This is a genomic window from Chelatococcus sp. CO-6 (assembly GCF_001271345.1).
In the GTDB taxonomy this organism is placed as follows: Bacteria; Pseudomonadota; Alphaproteobacteria; order Rhizobiales; family Beijerinckiaceae; genus Chelatococcus_A; species Chelatococcus_A caeni.
In genome coordinates, this window is record NZ_CP012399.1 from 532567 (window position 1) to 554241 (window position 21675).

19 protein-coding genes are annotated in these 21675 nt (G+C 68.6%); 4 read left to right on the top strand and 15 right to left on the bottom strand.

The annotated features are described in order from the left end of the window. The first annotated feature begins 170 nt into the window (after nt 1-170). Nucleotides 171-653 carry an Lrp/AsnC family transcriptional regulator gene (locus AL346_RS23000; protein ID WP_019402962.1) on the top strand — a complete coding sequence of 161 codons (483 nt, stop codon included), beginning with the start codon at nt 171-173 and terminating at the stop codon, nt 651-653. 6 nt (nt 654-659) lie between these two features. Here the strand turns inward: AL346_RS23000 and AL346_RS23005 are convergent, their stop codons facing one another. The 7 genes from AL346_RS23005 to AL346_RS23035 all read right to left on the bottom strand — a co-directional run bounded on the left by AL346_RS23005 (nt 660) and on the right by AL346_RS23035 (nt 9191). Continuing rightward, a complete protein-coding gene (locus AL346_RS23005) occupies nt 660-2324 on the bottom strand; it encodes an ABC transporter ATP-binding protein (protein WP_053194176.1) in 1665 nt (554 codons plus the stop codon). Next, nucleotides 2324-3175, bottom strand: a complete 852-nt coding sequence (locus AL346_RS23010) for an ABC transporter permease (RefSeq protein WP_019402349.1) — start codon at nt 3173-3175, stop codon at nt 2324-2326. The genes AL346_RS23005 and AL346_RS23010 overlap by 1 nt, the downstream gene beginning before the upstream one ends. Nucleotides 3176-3178: 3 nt before the next feature. Then, nucleotides 3179-4129, bottom strand: coding sequence for an ABC transporter permease (locus tag AL346_RS23015; protein WP_026015163.1), 951 nt, complete (start codon nt 4127-4129; stop codon nt 3179-3181). Nucleotides 4130-4283: 154 nt separating this feature from the next. Then, nucleotides 4284-5897, bottom strand: coding sequence for an ABC transporter substrate-binding protein (locus tag AL346_RS23020; RefSeq protein ID WP_019402347.1), 1614 nt, complete (start codon nt 5895-5897; stop codon nt 4284-4286). 64 nt (nt 5898-5961) lie between these two features. After that, a complete protein-coding gene (locus AL346_RS23025; protein ID WP_019402346.1) occupies nt 5962-6678 on the bottom strand; it encodes an HAD-IA family hydrolase in 717 nt (238 codons plus the stop codon). 268 nt (nt 6679-6946) lie between these two features. Continuing rightward, nucleotides 6947-8323: an aspartate aminotransferase family protein gene (locus AL346_RS23030; RefSeq protein WP_019402345.1), complete on the bottom strand. Its 1377-nt coding sequence runs from the start codon at nt 8321-8323 to the stop codon at nt 6947-6949. A gap of 13 nt (nt 8324-8336) precedes the next feature. Further along, the gene (locus AL346_RS23035) at nt 8337-9191 is read right to left on the bottom strand and encodes a GNAT family N-acetyltransferase (protein ID WP_019402344.1); all 855 of its coding nucleotides are present in this window, start codon (nt 9189-9191) and stop codon (nt 8337-8339) included. Nucleotides 9192-9511: 320 nt separating this feature from the next. Here AL346_RS23035 and AL346_RS23040 point away from each other — a divergent pair, with 320 nt between their 5' ends. Together AL346_RS23040 and AL346_RS23045 are read left to right on the top strand one after the other, a co-directional pair. After that, a complete protein-coding gene (locus AL346_RS23040) occupies nt 9512-10180 on the top strand; it encodes a haloacid dehalogenase type II (RefSeq protein ID WP_053194178.1) in 669 nt (222 codons plus the stop codon). An 8-nt stretch (nt 10181-10188) separates the two neighbouring features. Then, complete coding sequence (locus tag AL346_RS23045; RefSeq protein ID WP_019402342.1) at nt 10189-11466, top strand: FAD-binding oxidoreductase; 1278 nt, start codon at nt 10189-10191, stop codon at nt 11464-11466. A 54-nt stretch (nt 11467-11520) separates the two neighbouring features. Here AL346_RS23045 and AL346_RS23050 read toward each other — a convergent pair whose 3' ends face one another. The 5 genes from AL346_RS23050 to AL346_RS23070 form a co-directional block, all read right to left on the bottom strand. Beyond that, a complete protein-coding gene (locus tag AL346_RS23050; protein WP_019402341.1) occupies nt 11521-12984 on the bottom strand; it encodes an NAD-dependent succinate-semialdehyde dehydrogenase in 1464 nt (487 codons plus the stop codon). A gap of 15 nt (nt 12985-12999) precedes the next feature. After that, on the bottom strand, nt 13000-14043 hold the full coding sequence (locus AL346_RS23055) for a tartrate dehydrogenase (RefSeq protein WP_019402340.1): 1044 nt from the start codon (nt 14041-14043) through the stop codon (nt 13000-13002). A gap of 12 nt (nt 14044-14055) precedes the next feature. Further along, a complete protein-coding gene (locus tag AL346_RS23060; RefSeq protein WP_026015161.1) occupies nt 14056-15519 on the bottom strand; it encodes an aldehyde dehydrogenase in 1464 nt (487 codons plus the stop codon). 128 nt (nt 15520-15647) lie between these two features. After that, on the bottom strand, nt 15648-16001 hold the full coding sequence (locus AL346_RS23065; protein WP_019402338.1) for a cupin domain-containing protein: 354 nt from the start codon (nt 15999-16001) through the stop codon (nt 15648-15650). Between the two features lie 28 nt (nt 16002-16029). Beyond that, the gene (locus tag AL346_RS23070; RefSeq protein WP_019402337.1) at nt 16030-16953 is read right to left on the bottom strand and encodes a glyoxylate/hydroxypyruvate reductase A; all 924 of its coding nucleotides are present in this window, start codon (nt 16951-16953) and stop codon (nt 16030-16032) included. 216 nt (nt 16954-17169) lie between these two features. On the opposite strand from AL346_RS23070, the gene AL346_RS23075 reads away from it, so the two are divergent. Next, a complete protein-coding gene (locus AL346_RS23075; protein ID WP_019402336.1) occupies nt 17170-18057 on the top strand; it encodes a GNAT family N-acetyltransferase in 888 nt (295 codons plus the stop codon). A gap of 65 nt (nt 18058-18122) precedes the next feature. Here the strand turns inward: AL346_RS23075 and AL346_RS23080 are convergent, their stop codons facing one another. The 3 genes from AL346_RS23080 to AL346_RS23090 form a co-directional block, all read right to left on the bottom strand. Then, on the bottom strand, nt 18123-19007 hold the full coding sequence (locus tag AL346_RS23080; protein ID WP_019402335.1) for an ABC transporter permease: 885 nt from the start codon (nt 19005-19007) through the stop codon (nt 18123-18125). Nucleotide 19008: 1 nt separating this feature from the next. Then, nucleotides 19009-19956: an ABC transporter permease gene (locus AL346_RS23085; protein ID WP_019402334.1), complete on the bottom strand. Its 948-nt coding sequence runs from the start codon at nt 19954-19956 to the stop codon at nt 19009-19011. Between the two features lie 63 nt (nt 19957-20019). Then, nucleotides 20020-21531: an ABC transporter substrate-binding protein gene (locus tag AL346_RS23090; RefSeq protein WP_019402333.1), complete on the bottom strand. Its 1512-nt coding sequence runs from the start codon at nt 21529-21531 to the stop codon at nt 20020-20022. Nucleotides 21532-21675 lie beyond the last annotated feature (144 nt).

A 21675-nucleotide genomic window follows, 5' to 3' on the forward strand; every position in this document is an offset into this window, starting at 1 on the left:
TTTCGCGGCCACCCTGGCTATCCGCGATATTATTCCGGTAACGCCTGCGGATTTCTTGATTTTTCTACGGCAGTATCTGCTGTATGGTTGGTGCAGGCTGTCGCCCACGGCCAGCTCGCGAGAGCAAGACGGCGCCTCGAAGGCGAAGCGCCCAGCCCCACGAGGTTCCGATGAAGCTCGACCAGATCGACGTCAAAATCCTCTGCGAGCTGCAGAAGAACGGCCGGATCACCAATGTCGAGCTGGCCGATCTCGTGCACCTTTCGCCGAGCCCCTGCCTGACGCGGGTCAAGAAGCTGCAGCAGGAAGGCTATATCCTCGGCTATTCGGCCCTCATCAACATCGGCAAGCTCGGCCAGACGCTGACGGTCTTCACCGAAGTGACGCTGAAGAACCACCGCCAGATCGATTTCGCCCGCTTTCTCGCGGCCGTCGACAAGCTCGACCAGGTGGTCGAGTGCCATCTCGTCTCCGGCGGCTACGATTATCTCGTCAAGTTCGTCACCAGCGGCATCATCGAGTACCAGACGCTCATGGAGCGGCTGATCGACCTCGACATCGGCATCGACAAGTATTTCAGCTTCGTCGTGCTGAAGTCGCCGATCGTGAAGCCGCACCTGCCGCTGACGAGCCTCTTTCCCGTCAGCGCGTGACGGCTTTCAGCGCTTCGCGAAGGCGGCCACGAGCTCGGGGTCGCGCTCCAGCCGGTCGAGCCATGTCGGGTCGAGCTTCGGCACCGACGACATCAGCAGGCGGGAGTAGGGGTGCCCGGCGGCGCTGCCCACATCGCCGGCCGGCAGCTGCTCCACCTTCTCGCCGCGATACATGACCGCGACCTCGTCGCAGATCGCCTGCACGGTGTGGAGGTCGTGGCTGATGAAGACATAGGACAGGCCGAGCTCGCGCTGGAGGTCCTTCAGCAGTTCGATGATGGCGGCGGCGACCACCGTGTCGAGCGCCGAGGTGATCTCGTCGCACAGGATGAGGTCGGGATCGGCGGCGAGGGCGCGCGCCAGGTTGACGCGCTGCTTCTGGCCGCCCGACAGCTCCGCCGGAAGCCGGTGCTTCAGGGCGCGCGGCAGATGCACCAGGTCGAGCAGCCGGTCGATGCGGGCGTCGCGCGCCGCGCCGCGCAGGCCGTGGTAGAAGGCGAGCGGCCGGCCGAGGATGTCCTCGATCGACTTCGCCGGGTTGAGCGCGGTGTCCGCCGACTGGAAGACGATCTGCAGCCTGCGCAACTCGTCCGGGCTGCGGTCGCGTGCATGAGGGGCAACGGGCTTGCCGTCGAAGTAGATCTGGCCCGAGGCGGGCGGGATGATGCCGGCGATGGTGCGGGCGAGCGTGGACTTGCCGCAGCCGGATTCGCCGATGATGCCGAGGTTGCGGCCGCGCTCGAGCCTGAAGCTGACCTTGTCGACGGCGAGGATCAGCGGCGTCCCGTCGGCGCCGGGCTTGCCATAGCCGGCGCTCACGGCCTCGAGCTCCAGAACCGGCCGGGCGGCGTCGCTCTCCGCCGCCGCCTGCGCCGCGACCCGGCCGGGCGGGGAGAAGGCGGCGAGCAGCTCGCGCGTATAGGGGTGCTTCGGTGCGGACAGGATCTCGCTCGTCGTGCCGATCTCCTGCACCTCGCCGCCCTTCAGCACGACGATGCGGTCGGCGATCTGGGCGACGACGGCAAGGTCGTGCGAGACGTAGACCCCGGCCATCCGGCTCTGCCGCATGACGGACTTGAAGGCGCGCAGCACCTCGATCTGCGTGGTGACGTCGAGCGCCGTGGTCGGCTCGTCGAAGATCACGAGCTTCGGGTCGCCGATCAGCGCCATGGCCGCCGACAGGCGCTGCAACTGGCCGCCGGAGACCTGGTGCGGATAGCGCGTGCCGATCGTCTCGGGCGAGGGCAGGGAAAGGGCGCGGAACAGCTCCACCGCCTTGGCCTCGGCCGCGGCGCGCGGCATCAGGTCGTGGATGCGGGTGATCTCGATGACCTGATCCATGATCCGCTGCGCGGGGTTGAAGGCCGCGGCGGCGCTCTGCGGCACATAGGCGACTTCGCTGCCGCGGACCCTGGTCCGCTCCTTCTCGGTCAGCCGTGCCATGTCACGTCCTGCGACGCGGATGCTGCCGCCGGCGATGCGGCAGCCTGTCCGCGTATAGCCGAGCAGGGTCAGCGCGATCGTGGTCTTGCCCGACCCGCTCTCGCCGATGAGCGCGACGATCTCGCCTTCGGCGATGTCGAAGTCGACGCCCTTGATGATGTCGACGCGCCGGCCGGCATCGGTCGTCGCCTCCACCTTGAGGTTCCGGATTTCGACGAGGTGGCTCATCAGGCGCTCCGATCCCGGATCTTCTGCGGCAGGTTGTCGATCAGCAGGTTCACCGCGATCGTCAGGCTGGCGATGGCGAAGGAGGGCGCCATCACCGCCGGGGCGCCGAAGGGCAGGCCCCCGATGTTCTCGCGCACCAGCGCCCCCCAGTCGGCCTCGGGCGGCTGCACGCCGAGCCCGAGGAAGGACAGGCCCGAGAGCAGCAGCACGATGAAGACGAAGCGGATGCCGACATCGGCGAAGACCGGGCCGATGATGTTCGGCAGGATCTCCGAGCCGATCAGATAGCCCAGCCTCTCGCCGCGGATGCGGGCCACGGTCACGAAGTCCATCGTGTTGACGTTGACGGCGAGCGCCCGTGCGAAGCGGTAGGAGCCAGGCGTGTAGATGATGGCGAGGGTGAGGATGAGCACGGGGATCGAGGAGCCGACGCCGGCCACGACGACGAGGCCGAAGAGCTTGCTCGGGATGGAGTTCAAGGCGTCGAGGAAGCGGCTGAGGGCCGCATCGAACCACCCGCCGCTGACGGCAGCGGCCATGCCGAGCGTCACCCCGGTGGTGCAGGCGATGAGCGTCGCGGCGAGCGAGATGCCGACCGTGTAGCGCGCCCCGAACAGGATGCGCGAGAGCATGTCGCGGCCGAGATAGTCGGTCCCGAGCGGGAACTCGGCGCTCATCGGGCCGAAATAGTCGAGGTCGACGATGTCGCCGACGCCGTGCGGCGTCAGGTAGGGCGCCAGGATCGCGACCGCCGCCCAGGCGACGACGACGGCGAGGCTCGCCCAGCCGGTCAGGTTGAACCGGTAGCCCGGAAGGCGCGGCTTGAAGGTGGGGGAGACGTCGATGGCCATGGCTCAGCGCAGCTTCGGGTTCGACAGGATGGCGATGATGTCCGCCGTCGTGATCAGCAGCAGGTAGACGAAGCAGAAGATCATCGCGCAGCTCTGGATGAGCGGCAGGTCGCGTGTCGACACGGCATCGACCATCAGCTTGGCGATGCCGGGATAGTTGAAGATCGTCTCGACGATGATGACCCCGCCGAGCAGGTAGGAGAGCGACAGGGCCACGGCGTTGACGATCGGCCCGAGCGCGTTGGGCAGCGCATGGCGCAGCACGATGCGCGTGCGGGACGCGCCCTTGAGCCGCGCCATCTCGACGTAAGGGGCGTTGAGCGCCTCGACGACGGCCGCGCGCGTCATGCGGATCATCTGCGCGGAGATGACGAAGCTCAGGGTGAAGACCGGCATGGCGTAGATGCGGATGAGCTCGCCGAAGGAATCGACGTTGCGCGCGATCGAGAGCGAGGGCAGCCATTTCAGCCAGACGGCGAAAATGAGGACGCCCGCGGTCGCGACCATGAACTCGGGGACCGATATCACCGTGATCGTCGCCGTGGTGACGGCGCGGTCGTAGAGCGTGCCGCGCAGCATGGCCGAGGTGATGCCCAGGGCGAGCGCGATCGGGACCGAGAACAGCGCCGTTGCGGCCGCGAGCTGCAGCGAGCTCTTGAGGCGCCCGCCGATCAGCTGCGCGATCGGCATGTTGTTGGCGTAGGACGTGCCGAGGTCGCCCGTCGCGAGGCCGCCGAGCCAATAGAAGAAGCGCAGGATCGCCGGATCGTCGAGATGCATGGCCGAGCGCAGGCCAGCCACCGCCTCGGGCGTCGCGGCCTGGCCGAGGAGAACCTCGGCCACGTCGCCGGGCAGGATCTGCGTCGCGCCGAACACGACGAAGGACACCACGAAGAGGGTGAACAACGCGACGAGGAGGCGGCCGCCCAGCAGGGACAACAGGTGAGTGTTCATCGGGCGCTCCTGCAGCTGGCACCTCCAGGCGGAGTGTGACACGAGGAAGGGGGACCGGGCCACATGGGACCCGGCCCGCGAGCACCTTCTGCCGGCCGGATCCCGTCCGGCGGCGAAATGCCCTGCTCTCAACGCGCTACAAGGCAAGCAAGATTCAGGCCTCGAGCCACACGTACTCGGCGAAGGCATAGCCCATCATGCCGCCGAGCGGGTTGGGCTGGAGGCCCTTGAGCTTGCTGGAGATCGCGTCGACGTTCGAAATGTAGACGGGGATCGCGGTGCCCGCCTCATCGGCGACCATCACCTGCATCTCGCCGTAGATCTCCTTGCGCTTGGCCTCGTCGAGCGAGCCGCGTGCCTCGAGGAGCATCCGGTCGAACTTCTCGGACTTGTACTGGCTCTCGTTCCACGGCGCGGTGGAGGCGTAGAGCAGCGAGAACAGGATGTCCGGGGTCGGCCGCGGGTTGATGTTGCCGAAATGGACGGGCGCCTTCAGCCAGTAGTTCGACCAATAGCCGTCGGACGGCACGCGCTGGATGTCGAACTTCATGCCGACGGCGTTGCCGGCCTGCTGGATGAGCACCGCCATGTCGATGGCCGCATTGGGCGCCTCGGAGGTGACGATCGGGATCGACTGGCCGAGGAGACCCGCCTTCTCGAAGTGGAACTTCGCCTTCTCGGGATCGAACGCCTTCGGCTTCAATTCCTTGTTGTGATAGACATTGGCGGGCGAGACCGGCTGGTCGTTGGCGATCTCCGCAAGCCCGCGCAGCGCCGATTTCTGGATCTGCTCCCGGTTGAGCAGGTATTTCATGCCCGTCACGAAATCCATCTTGTCGCCGGGAGCCATGTCGAGGCGCATGTTGAGGTTCGTGTAGTTGCCGGAGGTCGTCTTCGACAGGGCGACGCCCGGCTGGCTCTCGACGAGGCGCATCGAGCGCGGGCTGATCGAGGCCGCGAGCTGGATGTCGCCGGACAGGAGCGCATTGACGCGGGCCGTGTCCTCCGAGATGGCGAAGAATTCGAAGGAATCGAGGTTCGCCCCGCCGGGCTTGAAGTAGTTCTTGTTCTTCACGCCGATCGAGCGCACGCCGGGCTCGAAGTTTTCGCAGACGAAGGCGCCGGTGCCGTTCGCCTTCGAGAAATCCGTGGTGCCGTCGGCGACGATCATGAAATGGTGCATCGCCAGGATGGTCGGCAGGTCGCCGTTCGGGGCCGCCAGCGTGATCTGGACCGTCAGCGGGTCGACGGCCTTGAAGTCCACCATCTGCTTGGCGATGGCGTTCACCTTCGAGCCGGTGGCCGGGTCGAGATGGCGCTTCAGCGAATAGATGACGTCGGCGGAGGTGAGCGGCCGGCCGTCGTGGAAGGTCACGTCCTTCTTCAGCCTGATCGTCCAGACCTTGGCATCCTCCGTGCCGATCGCCTCGGCGAGTTCCATCTGCAGGACGCCGCCCTGGTTGAGGAAGGTGAGCCTGTTGTAGAAGGCGCAGCAGCGGACATAGTCCGTCGACAGCGAGGCCTTGGCGGGGTCGAGCGTGTCGGCGGTGGAGGACGACCAGCCGGCCGCCTTCAGGCTTCCGCCCTTGACCGGGGTATCGGCCAGCGCCGAGCTGGCGCGGGCGAGCACGAGGCTGCCGGCCGAGGCGGCGAGGCCGCCGGCCATCAGCATCTGCAGGAGGTCGCGGCGGCTGGCGCCACGGCGGATGGCATGTTCGACAAGGGCGTCGTCAGCGCCCGTCCAGCTGGAGGTGATCTTCTCGCTCACGGTCTTTCCCTTCTCTGGTTTTGTCGCCGGCGTTTGCCGCCGGCTTTTTGTCCGGTTCCGCCTTTCAGGCGGCCGGTTTGGTCCCGGCGGCATCGGCGAGGCCGGCCATCGAGATGAAATGGAAGTCGGGCTCGGTGAAGCGCTCCGGCTCGATCGTGCCGCCGTAGCCGGGCTGGGCATGGCGCCGCTGGATCCAGCAATTGGTGAGGCCGAGCCGGCGCGAGATGCCGATGTCGTGGTACTGGCTCTGCGCCACGTGCAGGATCTCGTCGCGCGAACCGCCGTCCTTCCCGACGAAGGCGAAGACATGCTCGAAGAAGGCGGGATCGGGCTTTTCCGTCCCGGTGTCGTCGACCGTGAAGCCGGCGTAGAACGGATCGCCGAGGGCGCGGGAGAAGTGCGCGAAGGCCCAGCGCTGGGCATTGGTCATGGCGATGAGCTTGTAGCGCCGCGCCAGCCGTGCGAGCGCGTCGGCGCTGTCGGGGAAGGGCCGCCAGTCCTTCACGCTGTCCCGCAGGCGCTGGCCATGGGCGGCGCCCGAGGGCAGGCCCAGCTGCGGCGCGATCACGCCGTAGACCCGGGCGAGATCGTCGGGGAAATGCCCGACATCCGGCATGTAGCGGGCGGCGCGATAGAGCGCGAGGGCCCCCTCGCCGTCGAAGGAGACGCCGGCCTCTCGGGCGATCTCCTCAAGGCAGCCGACAAGGCCGCCTTCGAAATCGATGAGCGTGCCCACGACGTCGAAGGTCATGTAGCGGAAATCGCCGAAACTCTTGGCCATGGTCCCTCCGCGTCCGTCCCGCCTGTCGCCGGCGGGACATCCCGTGATCACCTGCAATGCACAGTCACGTCATCGCCGCGCCGCTCGGGCGCCTGTTGCGATGCTTACGCTCTGTTCCCCTGCCGCGTCTGCGTCGGCTCTGAACTCTACTGTCTCACGCCCGGATCGCCGGATTCGCCGAATGTCGAAAACAGAGCGGCACAAAATTCCGAATTCGCCGGCCTGGCGGAATATCGGCTGCGGCGCCGGCCGGGCCGCAGCCCCTGCCTCATGCCATCGCGGCCCGCACGTCCGGGTCGGCGAGCGTCTCGTCGAGCGTCGCGCGCGTGCGCTCGACGATGGCGTCGATCTCGGCCTCGGTGCAGCACAGGGGCGGCGCATAGCCGAGCACGCCGTTGCCGAAGGCACGAATGATGAGGCCGTTGTCCCAGGCCCGGTCGAAGATGCGCTGCGCCGGCAGAGAGGCCGCCGGCAGGGGGGTCTTCCGCGCCTTGTCGGTCACGAGCTCGACGGCGGCCAGCATGCCGCGGCCGCGCACCTCGCCGACGAGCGGGTGGTCGGCGAGGCTGCGCAGCCCTTGCATCAGCCGCCTGCCGGCCCTGCGGCCGTTGTCGAGCAGCTCCGCTTCATAGAGGCGCAGCACCTCGAGCCCCACCGCGGCGCTGACCGGATGGGCGGAATAGGTATAGCCATGGCCGATCGCCGCCGCGCCCGCCCCGTCGGCGATGACGTTGTAGACGTGGTCCGACATCAGCACCGCGCCCATGGGCACGTAGCCGGAGGTCAGGCCCTTGGCTGTCGTCATCAGGTCGGGAACGATGCCCTCGTCCTCGCAGGCGAAGAGCGGCCCGGTGCGCCCGAAGCCGGTGATCACCTCGTCGGCGACGAAGAGGATATCGAGCTCGCGGCACAGATCGCGCATCGCCTTGACCCAGCCGGGGGGCGGCACCAGGACGCCGCCCGACCCCTGGATCGGCTCGCAATAGAAGGCGGCGACGCGCTCGGGGCCGCCGAGGGCGTCGACCTTCGCCCTGAGCGCCGCGAGCGACGCGGCGATGACGGCCGCCGGCTCGGAGCCTGCCGGGTTGCGGTAGGTGTAGTGCGACGGAATCTTGTGCTGCCAGTCGTAGGGCACGCCGAAGCCAGCATGGAAGACGGGCAGCGCCGTCAGCCCGGCGCCGACGGTGGACGAGCCGTGATAGCCCTGCTCGATGGAGATGAACTGGTCCTTCTGCGGCTTGCCGCGCGCCTGCTGGTAATAGCGGATGAAGCGCACCGTGCTGTCGATGGCGTCGGAGCCGCCCAGCGTGAAATAGACATGGTCGAGGTCGCCGGGGGCCCGCTCGGCGAGCGCGGCTGCGAGCCGGATGGCCGGTTCGGACCCGAGGCCGAAATAGCCCGTCGCGTAGGGCAGTTCCCGCATCTGGTTGGCGGCGGCCTCGACGATGCTATCGTGGCCGTAGCCGGCATTGACGCACCACAGCCCGGCGAAGCCGTCGATGAGCTGGCGGCCGGTCGCGTCGGTGACGGTCGCGCCCTTGGCGGAGCGCAGCACGCGGACGCCGGCCTTCTCGTGGCCGCGATAGGAGGCGACCGGGTGGACCCAGTGGGCGCGATCGAGCTCGATCAGCGAATTGCTCAACATGGCGGTTCTCCGGTTATCCGAGCGCCTGGCTGGCGAGGGCGAAGGGCTTGCAAGGGGCGGACGCCTCGGGCCGCGCGGGTCCGGTGCGCATGGCGATGCCGCCGCCCACCTCCTCGAGGCCGCAGGCGGCGAGCCAGGGCGAAAGGTGCGTGAGCGCGGGCGTGTCGACGCGCAGGAAGGCGCCCGGGCGGGCCGCCATCAGAAAGGCGATCAGGGCCTGCGCCTCCTCTTCGCTGCCGGCGATCACCGGCCCGATCACCTCGCCGCGCCCGAAGGGACGCAGCACGCCGTAGCCCGCGATCTGCCCGTCGGCAGCGCGCAGGACGGCCATGCGCCCCGCTTCGGCCAGCAGGCGCAGCAGAGAACCCCGGTCCATGCCGAGGGCGAGGCGGTCGAGCGCGGCGATCGCCGCCAGGTCCCCGGCGCCGGCCCAGTCGACCCGGCCCTCGTGCGGCACCGCAACCGCTGCGATCCCGTCGGGCACGCCCTGATGCTGGCGGATCTCGTGCGTCGCGCGGAAGCCGAGCTTTTCATAGAGCGGCAGGCCCTCCGCGGTCGCGACAAGGCGGCATTCCAGCGGGCCGGCGGCGGCGAGGGCCCTGTCCATCAGCCGGCGGCCGAGGCCGCGGCCGCGCATCTCGGCGGCAACGATGACCATGTTGATGGTCGCGGCGGTGTCGCCGAAGGGCGTCATCATCGCCGTGCCGACGACGGCGCCGTCCTCCAAGGCGACGAAGCCGCGGCTGAGCGACAGGACCATGGCCCAGTCCTCGCGCCGATGCGGCCAGTTCGCCTCCCGCGACAGGACGTGGGCGCCGTCGAGGTGGCTTTCGTCGAAAGTCGCGAGGTCGATGGTGTCCTGATTCATGTGCCTCGGTCCGTTTCCCTTGCTCCATGAATAAGACAGGTGCCGGCGCAGTTGCTCTTGTGGATCGGCGCCGAGCGACATCTTCGACCGAAGGAGTGGGCGGGGACCGCATGGAATGCCAAAGCCCCCATGCAATGGGTGGGCGAAGGGTCCCTCCGGCAGGCCGGCGGCGGTGACAGGCGCAACTCTCTGCCAAAGGCCGCAAGGCTGACGGCACTTTGTGCTTCCCTGCGGCGGCAATGCGGTGCCCGGGGCCGGATCGGCCCGGACTATGATCGGTGCGGGAGCGAACCGAAACTTCGCCAGCAGGGAATGAACCCATGAGCGCCTTCAAGCCCAAATACGTCACCTTCGACTGCCACGGCACGCTGATCTATTTCGCCATGGCCGATGCCGCGCGCACGCTGTACGGCGAGAGGCTTAACGAGCCGCGCATGCAGCAGTTCATCGCCGATTTCGCCGCCTATCGGCTCGACGAGGTGCTCGGCGACTGGAAGCCGTATGAGGAGGTGGTCTACAACGCGCTCGCGCGGACCTGCCGCAGGAACGATGTCGCCTTCCGCCCGGAGGATGCGCGCTGGGTCTACGAGCAGGTCCCGACCTGGGGGCCGCATCCGGATGTGCCGGCCGGCCTCGCGAAGGTGGCCAAGGAGATCCCGCTCGTCATCCTCTCGAACGCGATGGATGCGCAGATCCCCTCCAATGTCGCGAGGCTCGGCGCGCCGTTCCATGCCGTCTACACGGCCGAGCAGGCCGGCGCCTACAAGCCGCGCTTCAAGGCCTTCGAATACATGTTCGACATGCTGGGCTGCGGACCGGAGGACATCGTGCACTGCTCGTCCTCGTTCCGCTATGACCTCATGTCGGCACACGATCTCGGCATCAGGCACAAGGTCTGGGTGAACCGTGGCCACGAGCCGGCGAACCCCTACTACGGCTATGTCGAGATCAAGGACATCTCGGGACTTCCCGGCGTCTTCGGCCTGTGAGGCAGCCCATGCAGTTCCGGTCCTACTGGCACGACACGGCGCCGCCCTTCGCGGGCGCAGCCTCCGGCCCGGTCGAGGGCGCCTATGACGTCGCCGTCGTCGGCGGCGGCTTCACGGGGCTCGCCGCCGCGCGTGCGCTCGCGATGGCGGGTGCAAAAGTCGTGGTGCTGGAGGCCGGCACCGTCGGCTGCGGCGCCTCCGGCCGCAACGGCGGCCATCTCAACAACGGCCTCGCGCACAGCTTCATCGCCGCCAAGGCGGCGCTGGGGACCGAGCGGGCGATCGCGCTCTACAAAGCCTTCGACGATGCGGTCGACACGATCGAGCGCCTCGTCGCCGAGGAGGGCATCGATTGCGCCTTCCGCCGCGCCGGCAAGCTGAAGCTCGCCTCCAAGCCCGGGCATCTTGACGCGATTGCACGCAACTTCGAGGCGGTGCATCGCGAGGTCGATCCCGACACGGCCCTCCTCGGCCGGGCGGATCTTGCCGGCGAGATCGGCTCCGACAGCTTCCACGGCGCCATGCTTTCGAAGAAGAGCGCCATGATGCACATGGGTCGCTTCGTCACCGGCATGGCCGATGCGGCCGTGCGGCATGGCGCGGTCATCCACGAACATGCACCCGTGACCGCGCGGCGGGAAGAGGGTGGCCGGCATCTCCTCGACACGCCGCGCGGCAGCGTCTCGGCCCGGGAGGTGCTGCTGGCGACGGGGGCCTATACCAGCGGGCCCTTCGCCTGGTTCCGGCGGCGCATCATCGCGGTGGGCAGCTTCATCATCGCGACGCGGCCGTTGAGCGAGGCCGAGATCGCGGCGACCATGCCGGGCAACCGCACGGCGGTGACCTCGCTCAACATCGGCAACTACTTCCGCCTCGCGCCCGACAACCGGCTGATCTTCGGCGGGCGCGCGCGTTTCTCGGCCACCTCCGATGAGGCGTCCGATGCGAAGAGCGGCGCCATCCTGCGGGCGGGCCTTGCGCGCATCTTCCCCCAGCTGGCCGATGTCGAGATCGACTATTGCTGGGGCGGCCTCGTCGACATGACCAAGGACCGCTATCCCCGCGCCGGCCGTACCGACGGCGTCTGGTACGCCATGGGCTATTCCGGCCACGGCGCGCAGCTGTCGACGCATCTGGGCATGATCATGGCCGATGCGATCCTCGGCCGGTCCGACCGCAATCCCCTGAAAGACCTCGCCTGGCCGGCGGTGCCCGGCCATTTCGGCAAGCCCTGGTTCCTGCCGCTGGTCGGGCTCTATTACAAGATGCTCGACCGCATCCAGTAGGCCACATGACGCTGCAGGCGCCGGGAGGATCCTCCCGGCGCCTTTTCCATGCGCTCAGGCAAGGCCGCCCATGTGGAAGGCCTTGACCTCCAGATATTCCTCGATGCCGAGCTGCGAGCCCTCGCGGCCGAGGCCGGACTGCTTGACGCCGCCGAACGGCGCGACCTCCATCGAGATGGCGCCGGTGTTGAGCCCCACCATGCCGAATTCGAGCGCCTCGCCGACGCGCCAGGAGCGCCGCAGGTCCTGCGTGAAGAAATAGGCCGCGAGCCCGAAGGGCGTGCCGTTGGCGATCCCGATCGCCTCCTCCTCGTGGCGGAAGCGGAACAGCGGCGCCACCGGCCCGAAGGTCTCCTCGCTCGCGAGCAGCATCTCGGTGCTGGCCCCGCCGAGCACGGTCGGCGTCGCGTATTGCGGCCCGTCCGGCACCTCGGCGGCGCTCGCGAGCCGCCGGGCGCCCTTGGAGAGCGCGTCCGCGACGTGGCGCTCGATCTTCTCGAGCGCGGCGGCATTGATCATCGGGCCGATGGCGACGCCCTCCTGCGTGCCGGGGCCGACCTTCATCGCCGCGACCTTGGCGGACAGCTTCTCGGCGAAGCGGTCGTAGATGCCGTCCTGCACGAGGATGCGGTTGGCGCAGACGCAGGTCTGGCCGCCGTTGCGGAACTTCGAGGCGAGGACGCCCTCGATGGCGAGGTCGAGGTCGGCGTCGTCGAAGACGATGAAGGGCGCATTGCCGCCGAGCTCGAGGCTGAGCCGCTTGATGCTGTCGGCCGCCTGGCGCATGAGCAGGGCGCCCACGCGCGTCGAGCCGGTGAAGGAGAGCTTGCGCACTGCGGTGTTGCCGGTCAGCTCCGCCCCGATCGGCGTCGGCATGCCGGTGACGATGTTGATCACGCCGGCCGGAATGCCCGCGCGCTCGGCGAGCACCCCGAGCGCCAGCGCCGAGAAGGGGGTCAGCTCCGAGGGCTTGATGACCACCGTGCAGCCGGCGGCGAGCGCCGGGGCGACCTTGCGGGTGATCATCGCATTGGGGAAGTTCCAGGGTGTGACGATGCCGCAGACGCCCACCGGCTGCTTGAGCACCAGGATGCGCCGGTCCGCCGTCGGGGCGGGGATCGTCGTGCCGTAGATGCGGCGCGCCTCCTCGGCGAACCACTTGACGAAGGAGGCGCCGTAGCGGATCTCGCCGCGCGCCTCGGCGAGAGGTTTGCCCTGCTCGCGCGTCAGGATCAGCGCGAGGTCCTCCAGATGCTCCAGCATCAGCGCGTGCCAGGCTTCCAGCAGGGCCGCGCGCTCGGCGGGCGTCCTGGCGCGCCAGGCCTCGAAGGCGGCGGCCGCCGCCTCGATCGCGGCGCGGGTCTCCTCGGCGCCGGCATCGGGCACCGTGCCGAGCACCGATTGCGTGGCCGGGTCGATCACGTCGAGCGTCCGGCCGGAGGCGGCTCCGCTCCAGCGGCCGCCGACAAGGCAGGCCTCCCGGACGAGGCCGGGATCGCGAAGGCCTTCGATGGTCATGTCGTTCGTCTCCTGTCAGGCGAGTGCCGCGAGCACGGCGGCGGTGATCTCGGTGGTGCGGTGCTTGCCGGGCTCTGTGCCGATGCCGCGTGCGGTCGCGGCCTCGATGGCGGCCATGACGGCTGCCGCTGCGGCCGGCTCGCCGAGATGCTCCAGCATCATCGCCCCGGACCAGATCGCCGCGATCGGGTTGGCGATGCCGAGGTGAGCGATATCCGGCGCCGAGCCGTGCACCGGCTCGAACATCGACGGGGCGGTGCGGTCCGGATTGATGTTGGCGGAGGCGGCGAAGCCGAGCCCGCCCTGGATGGCGGCACCGAGATCGGTCAGGATGTCGCCGAACAGGTTGGAGGCCACGACGACGTCGAGGCTCTCCGGCGCCATCACCATCCGCGCCGCCATCGCGTCGATGTGGTAGTTCGTGACCGTGACGTCCGGATAGTCGGCTGCGAGCCGCGCCGTGACCTCATCCCAGAACACCATGGAATGTTTCTGGGCATTCGATTTGGTCACCGAGGCGAGCCTGCCGCGCCGCCGGCGCGCCTCTTCGAAGCCGAAGCGCAGGATGCGCTCCACCCCCTTGCGCGTGAAGATCGACGTCTCCACCGCGACCTCGTCGTCCGTGCCGTTATGGACGCGGCCGCCGGCGCCGGAATACTCGCCCTCGGTATTCTCGCGGATGCAGAGGATGTCGAAGGCGCCTGCGCGTAGCGGCCCCTCGACGCCCGGCAGCAGGCGGTGCGGCCGGATATTGGCATATTGCACAAAGGCCTTGCGGATCGGCAGCAGCAGCCCGTGCAGCGAGACCGCGTCGGGTACGCGCGCCGGCCAGCCGACCGCGCCGAGCAGGATGGCGTCGAAGCCGCGCAGAGTCTCGATGCCGTCCACCGGCATCATCGTGCCCGTCCGCTCGTAGAAGTCGCAGGACCAGGGAAAGGTTGTGCCTTCGAGGGAAAAGCCGGCGCCGCGCGCCGCCTTGCCGAGCACCTCCCAGGCGGCCTCGGTGACGGGGCCGCCGATGCCGTCACCCGGAATGAGGGCGATCTTGTAGGATTTCACCGGTCTTCCTCCTCAGATGGCGATCAGGACGCTCTTCGACCTGCGGTTCGCGAGATAGGCCTCCCGACCGAGGTCCTTGCCGAGCCCCGATTGCTTGTAGCCGCCGGTCGGCAGGATGTGGTCGCGCGAGCGGCCATAGCGGTTGACCCAGACCGTGCCGGCCTGGAGCCGGCCGCTCAGGCGCAGCGCCCGCGACAGGTCCCGCGTGTAGAGGCCGGCGCAGAGACCGTAAGTTGGATGGTCGGCGAGCGCGAGCGCCTCCTCTTCCTCGCGGAAGGTCTGGACGGTGAGCACCGGCCCGAAGATTTCCTCCGCGACGGCGGGGGAGGTGGCGTCGACGCCGTCGATGAGGGTCGGGGCGTAGAAATAGCCCGGCCGGTCGAGCCGCTTCCCGCCGAGGCGGCACTGCGCGCCCTGTGCGAGCGTGGCCTCGACGATGCTCTTAATGCGGCCGAGCTGGCGCGCGGAGATGATCGGCGCATAGCCGGTGGCCTCGTCCCAGGTCGGGCCCGGCCGGATCGCGGCCATGTGCGTCGCGATCAGCCCGATGAGCTCGTCCGTCACGCTGGCCTCGACGACGAGCCGGGAGCCGGCGACGCAGGCCTGGCCGGCATTGGCGAGGATGCTGCGGGCGATGGCGCCGGCGGCGAGCGCGAGGTCCGCGTCGGCGAAGACGAGCTGCGGGCTCTTGCCGCCGAGCTCCAGCGTCATCGGCTTGATGCCGGTACGCGCGACGTTCTCCATGATCGCCGCCCCGGCGCCCGTCGAGCCGGTGAAGCTGACCTTGGCGATGTCGGGATGGCCGGTGATCGCCGCGCCGGTGGTGCGCCCGTCGCCGAGCACGACGTTGATCAGCCCCGCCGGCAATCCCGCCCGCACAGACAGCTCCGCCATGAAAAGCGTGGCGAAGGGCGTCATCTCCGACGGCTTGAGCACCACGGCATTGCCGGCGGCGAGAGCCGGGCCGAGCTTCCAGGCGGCCATGGAGATCGGAAAGTTCCACGGCGTGATGGCGCCGATGACGCCATAGGGCTCCGTCGCGATCATGCCGACGCTGTCGGCGGCGGTGGGGGCGAGGTCGCCCCCTTCCTTGTCGGCGAATTCCGCGAAGAAGCGGATCTGCTCGACCGTAATCGGAATGTCGAACCTGATCAGCTCCGCGACCGGCCGGGTCGACGCCACCGCCTCCAGCCGCGCCAGCGTCACCGCCTCGGCCGCGATGAGATCGGCCCAGCGGTGGAGGGCATCGACGCGCTCGCGCGGCCGTGCCCGGCTCCAGCCGCTGGTCTCGAGAGCTCTTTTGGCGGTGCCGACGGCGCGATCGACGACATCGGCATCGGCGACCGGGCAACTGGCGAAGGCCACGCCGTCTGAGGGGCGATGGAGCGAGATGCCATCGGCCGCGGCCACGCGCTCGCCGCCGATGAAATGGGCCTGCGGCATGACGACCGAGGCAGGATCGAAACTCAACGACAAGGGCTCATCTCCGGATGCGGGCGCGAGCCTCGCATGCCGCGGTCCGCAGGTGCGATCGGAAGGGCCGACCGGCCCGACGGGACATTCCGTCCGCCGCGCCCGTGACGGAGAAACCTGCCGCCACGCGTTCAGCCGACGACGACGTAGATCTTGCGCACGGTCTCGATGGTCTTCCACACGCCGACATAGCCGGGCTTCATGACGAAGCTGTCGCCGGCACGGAAGATGCGCGGTGCCTTGCCCTCTTCCGTGAGCTCGACGACGCCCGACAGGATGTAGCAGAACTCGAAGGTCTCGCCCTTGGTGGAGCGGGTCTCGCCGGGCGTCGCCTCCCAGATGCCGGTCCTGACGGTGTCGTCGCGGGAGGCGTCCTGTGCCCAGGTCTTGAAGGCGGGATCGCCGGCGACGAGCCGGTCGGGCGCCGGCCTGCCGTGCCTGGGCTCGCCCGTCGGGGCAAGATCGAGCTGAACGAGAAGGGACATGGGTCTTTCTTTCCTTTGGAGGGGGCAGTCAGTAGCCGCGGCCCCGGTCGACGAGGCCGATCGGTGGCAGGCCGGCCCGGTGGCGGCGGATGTTGTCGATGACGGCCTTCGCCGCCGGCCCGGCCTCGACCTTGCTCGCGATGTGCGGCGTCAGGATCACCCCGGGGTGGTTCCAGAGCCGGTGGTCCGCCGGCAGCGGCTCCGGGTCGGTGACGTCGAGGACGGCGCCCGACAGGTGGCCGCTGTCGAGCGCCTCGATGAGGGCCGCCTGTTCGAGATGCTGGCCGCGCCCGACATGGACGAGCCCGGCACCGGCGGGGAGCCGCGAAAAGAGATCAGCATCGAGGATGCCGACGGTTTCCGGGGTGAGGGGCAGCAGGCAGATCAGGATGTCGGTTTCGGCGAGGAGGGCGGCCAGGCCCTCCCTGCCGTGGAACGAGCGGATGCCGTCGAGCGACCGCGGCGAGCGGCTCCAGCCCGCGATCGGGAAGCCGAAGGGCTTCAGTCGTTCGATGACGGCCGAGCCCATCATGCCGAGGCCGAGCACGCCGACGCGTCGTTGCGTTGCCGGGAGGAGGTCGTGCGCCTGCCAGCGCGCCTCCTTCTGCTGGGCGATATAGAGCGGCAACTGCCGATGCAGGGCGAGCACGCCGAGCGTGACATATTCCTGCATCATGCGCGTGATGCCCTCCTCGACCATGCGCACCACGAGGACGTGCGGGGGCAGGGCATCCGTGTTCATCTGGTCGATGCCGGCGCCGATCGAGAACAGGATCTCGAGGCTGGAGAAGCGGCCGAGATCGTCCGGCGCCGTCCAGGTGATCAGGTAGCGCACGTCGGCGGGATCGAAGGCGTCGCCGCTCTGCACGAAGCGGATGTCGGGGAGCTCCTCAGCAAAACGCGCCGCGAACACCCTGGCGCGCTCCTCGGTGGAGTTGAAGAGGAAGGTCAAGAGGCGTTCTCCGGCAACATCGGGCTATCGGGGTCGCGAACAAGATAGGCCGGGCGCAGCGGCCGTCCCTTCGTTTGTGCGCGCGCCGACGGTCGAACCTGCCGAAATGCCGCGGAAGAACAGTGCTTCCTGTCGACGGAATGGTTTAGAAACAGCTCTGGGCTGGTGGCCCGATCGTGCCGCCCGCGAGGTGGTGACTCGCCGGAGCTTTCGGTTTTGGAGACGGACGTTCAACTGCAGCTGGATGCCTTCGAGATCACCCTGCGCGACATCGCGGTGGTGGGCATCGACCAGCTGCACGCCCTGTCCGTTGCCGTCGGCTGGCCCCATCGTGAGAGCGACTGGCGCATGCTGCTCGACCTGGGACGGGGCATCGCGGCCGTCGACGAGATCGGCCGCGTGGTCGGCTCTGTCATGTGGTTTCGCTATGCGCCGGACTTCGTCAAGGTCGGCATGCTGATCACCTCGCCGCGCCTGCAGGAGCAGGGTGCCGGACGCTGGCTGATGCAGCGCGTGCACGATCTGAACAAGGGGTCGGTGTTCGGCCTCACGGCGACGCGTGCGGCGAGGCGGCTCTATCGCTCGCTGGGTTATGGCCATGAGCAGAAGGTCCTGCAGTGCCAGGGCCGGGCCGTCGTGCCCGCGAATGTGCGGCCCGTCGTCGCGGGCAGCCTCAGGCCCGTCCGCCCGGAGGATCACGATGCCCTGCTCGACCTCGACCGGGCGGCGGTAGGTTGTGACCGGTCCGCCATGTTCCGCCGGCTGCTGCCGCTATCGAAGGGCCATGTGCTCGTCCGCAACGGCGAGGTGGTCGCCTTCGCGCTCTGCCGCCAGTTCGGGCGCGGCCATGTCATCGGTCCGGTGATCGCTGCCTCAGAAGAGGACGCGATCGCCGTTGCGATGCCGCATGTCGAGGCCCATGCCGGAAATTTCCTGCGCGCCGACACGCCGGCCGCCAACGCGGCCTTTACCGGCTTTCTCGCCGCCGCCGGCATGCAGGTCTATGACACGGTGACGTCGATGGGGCTTGGCCGCGCGCCCTTCAGGCCGGCGAGCGCCGACGGCCCGCGCCGCATGGCGCTCGCGAGCCATACGCTCGGCTGAGGCGCCGATCGCCGCGACCGGCCTCCAGGACGTGAGGCAGGGCTGCGTCGCCTATCTCTCCGAGGTCAGGACGGGGCCTGGCGCAGGCGCGGATCGAGGTCGTCACGCAGCGCGTCGCCGAAGAGGTTCAGCCCGAAGGCCACGATGAGGATCGCAAGGCCGGAGAATACCGCCGCCCAGGGCGACAGGAAGAGGAAGGCGCGGCCCTCGGACAGCATCATGCCGAGCGAGGGCACGGGCGGCTGCGTGCCGAGGCCAAGGAACGACAGCGAGGCCTCGACGAGAATGGCCGAGGACAGCAGCAGGCTGAACTGCACCACGACGACGCTGGCGAGGTTGGGCAGCATGTGGAGGAAGATGATGCGCGCATCGGAGGCGCCGATCGAGCGCGCGGCCGTCACATAGTCGCTTTCGACGATGACCAGCGCCGGCCCGCGCAGCAGCCGCGCGAAGATCGGCGAATAGACGATGGCGATGGCGATGGCGGTCGAGAGAGCGCCCGGGCCGAGCGTCGCGATCACGCCGATGGCGAGCAGCATGACCGGGAAGGCGAAGAAGACGTCCATGACGCGCATGATGATGCGGTCGGCGAGGCCGCGGTAATAGGCCGCCGCGAGGCCGAGCGTGCCGCCGACGAGCAGCGCGAGGACGACCGCGGAGGCGGAAATGCCGAGCGAGGCGCGCAGGCCGTAGATGATGCGCGCAAGGACGTCGCGCCCGAACTGGTCCGTGCCCAGCCAATGGGCCGCGCTCGGGCCCTTCATGCGCTGCAGGATGTCCTGGTACAGCGGATCGTAGGGCGCCAGCAGCGGCGCGCAGAGGGCGACGACAGCCTGCAGCGCGATGAGCGCGGCGGCGACGTTGAAGAGGGCGGACTTGCCGAGGAAATAGCGCATCAGGGCGCCGGGGCCGGTCGCCGGAAGCGGGCTGTTGTCGGTGTGCTCTGCCATGCTACCTCGCCGCCCGCGGGTCGATCACCGCATAGAGCAGGTCGACGATGAGGTTGACGAGGACAAAGCTCAGCGTGACCAGGAGGATGGTCGCCTGCAGCAGCGGATAGTTGCGCTCGGCGATGGCGCCGAGGATGAGCCGGCCGAGGCCGGGAATGGCGAAGACCTGCTCGATGACGATGGCGCCGCCGAGGAGGTAGCCGGCCATGATGCCGACGCTGGTGACGAAGGGGATCAGCGCATTGCGCAGGGCATGGCGATAGAGCAGGCCGCGTCGCGAGACGCCCTTGGCTCGCGCCGTGCGGATATAATCCTGCTGCATCGCCTCGAGCAGCGTCGAGCGCAGGAGGCGGGCAAGATTGGCGAGGATCGGCAGGCTGACCGCGATCGCCGGCAGGAGGAGCCGGGCGATGTTGCCGAGCGGATCCTTGCTGAACGGCACGTAGCCGAGCAGCTGAAGGTGCGGCGCCACCATGGACAGGGTGAGGATCATCAGGATGCCGAGCCAGAACGGCGGCACGGTCAGCCCGATCACGGACGCGGCCTGGACGAACGCCTCGGCGCGGCGGCCGCGCAACTGCGCCATCAGGATGCCGAGCGGGATGGCGAGCACGACCGCCAGCGCGAGGGCGAGCACCGTCAGCTGCAGGGTCGGCCAGACATGGCCGGCGATTTCCTCGATGACCGGCCGGCCGGTCCAGATCGAGACGCCGAAATCACCCGTGAAGACGTCCCGCAGCCACACGAAATATTGCTGGTAGAACGGCAGATGCAGACCGAGGCGCTCGCGGACGGCCTCGATCCGCTCCGGCGTCACCTCGGCATTGGCGCCGAGCATGATGGCGACGGCATCGCCCGGGATGAGGCGTATGAAGGCGAAGGTGAGGATCGAGACGCCGAACAGCACGACGGCGAGATCGACCAGACGCCTGCGCAACATCTTGATCATGGAACGCTTCCGCGATGCTCCCACGCCGCCGTCGGCCCCCCGGACGAACGGCGGCGCGCGGCCTTACTTCAAGGTGACGTTCTTCAGGGAGCCCAGCGAGCGGTTCGGCAGGATGTCGAAGCCCTCGACGCTCGAGCGCATACCCGTGTAGAGCTGCGCATAGGTGAGGAAGGCCGCCGGGCCGGAGCAGGCGAGAACGGACTGGACCTCGTTGTAGATCGCCTGCCGTGCGGCTGGCGCGACTTCGGCGCGGCCGCGGTCGAGTTGCGCGTCGAGCTCCGGGTTGCTGTACTTGAAGACGTTGGTCGAGCCGCCGGTGCGGAACGACCGGTAGAAGTAATCGTCAGGCTCGATCGTTCCGGCATTGGCGGAAATGAAGAGATCGAAGTTCGAGTTGCGCCAGTCCTGCACGAACTGGCCGATCTCGGGGATGGTGAGCGTCACGTCGATGCCGACGGCGGCGAGCTGCTGCTGGATGATCTGCGCCATGGCGCGCGTGTCGTCGCGCGGGAGCACGAGCAGCTTGAGCGACACCGGCCCGGCGACGCCTGCCTCCTGCAGCAGGGCCTTGGCCTTGGCGGGATCGTGCTTGAAGCAGGCGAAGCGGTCGACCGACGCCGCCCATTGCTTGAGCGCCGGCGACAGCGGGCCGCCGGGCACGCCCGCGCCGAGCAGGGCTCCGTTGACGATATCGTCGCGGTTGATGGCGTAATTGATGGCCTCGCGCACCTTCGCATTGCCGAGCAGGGGATGGGTGACGTTCATGCCGACGAGCGTATAGGAGAGCTCCAGCGTGTCGACGAGCTCGACCCCCGGCTGGCCCTTGAGCTGCAGGGCCGTCACGGCGTTGATATTAGGCAGCATCTGGTACTGGTTGCTCGCAAGGCCGACCTGGCGGGTCGCCGCCTCGGGCACGATGTCGAAATTGACACCCTCGAGCTTGGGCAGGCCCGCCTGCCAATAGTCCGGATTGGCGACGAGGCGGATGGCGACGTTCGGTTGCCACTCGGCGAACTTGAAGGCGCCCGTGCCGTCCGGCTTGCGCTGCAGGGTGTCGACGTCGTCGAGGTATTTGGCCGGGACGATGGCGATGCTCGACAGGGAGGAGAGCAGGGGGGCGGTCGGCGCCGACAGCCGGATCACGACGGTCTCAGCGTCCGGCGTGTCGATGCCTTCCACCGTCGCCAGCCGGCTCGCGAGCGGCGAGCCCGTCTCCTTCTTCATGACCCGCTGCAGGCTGGCCGCGACGTCGGCCGAGGTCATCGCCGCGCCGCTGTGGAACTTGACGCCCGAGCGGAGCTTGAAGGCATAGGTCTTGCCGTCTTCGGAGATCGTCCAGGATTCGGCCAGCCCGGGGACGATCGACAGGGATTTGTCGAGCGCGGTCAGGCCCTCGTAGATCGTCCCCTCGATGATCTGGAAGGAGGAGAAGGCCGTCACGATGTGCGGGTCGAGGCCCGACGGGGAGGAATCGACGGCCACGGCGATCGGGGCGGCGGACGCAGCCTGGGGGAGGCCGAAGAGCACGGGCCCCGTGAGGGCGAGGCACAGCGTGGCGATGCAAGACCGGTTCATGCTACTCCTCCTCGGAAGCGGGAGGAGACCGGGACCTGGAGTGCATTGTTTTTGCCTTGCCCATGTTCCTCCAAGGCGGTACCGTAGTCCACATGAATACCAATTTCAAGTGCGGTTCAGGCGTGGTCTGCGCAGGTGCCGGCG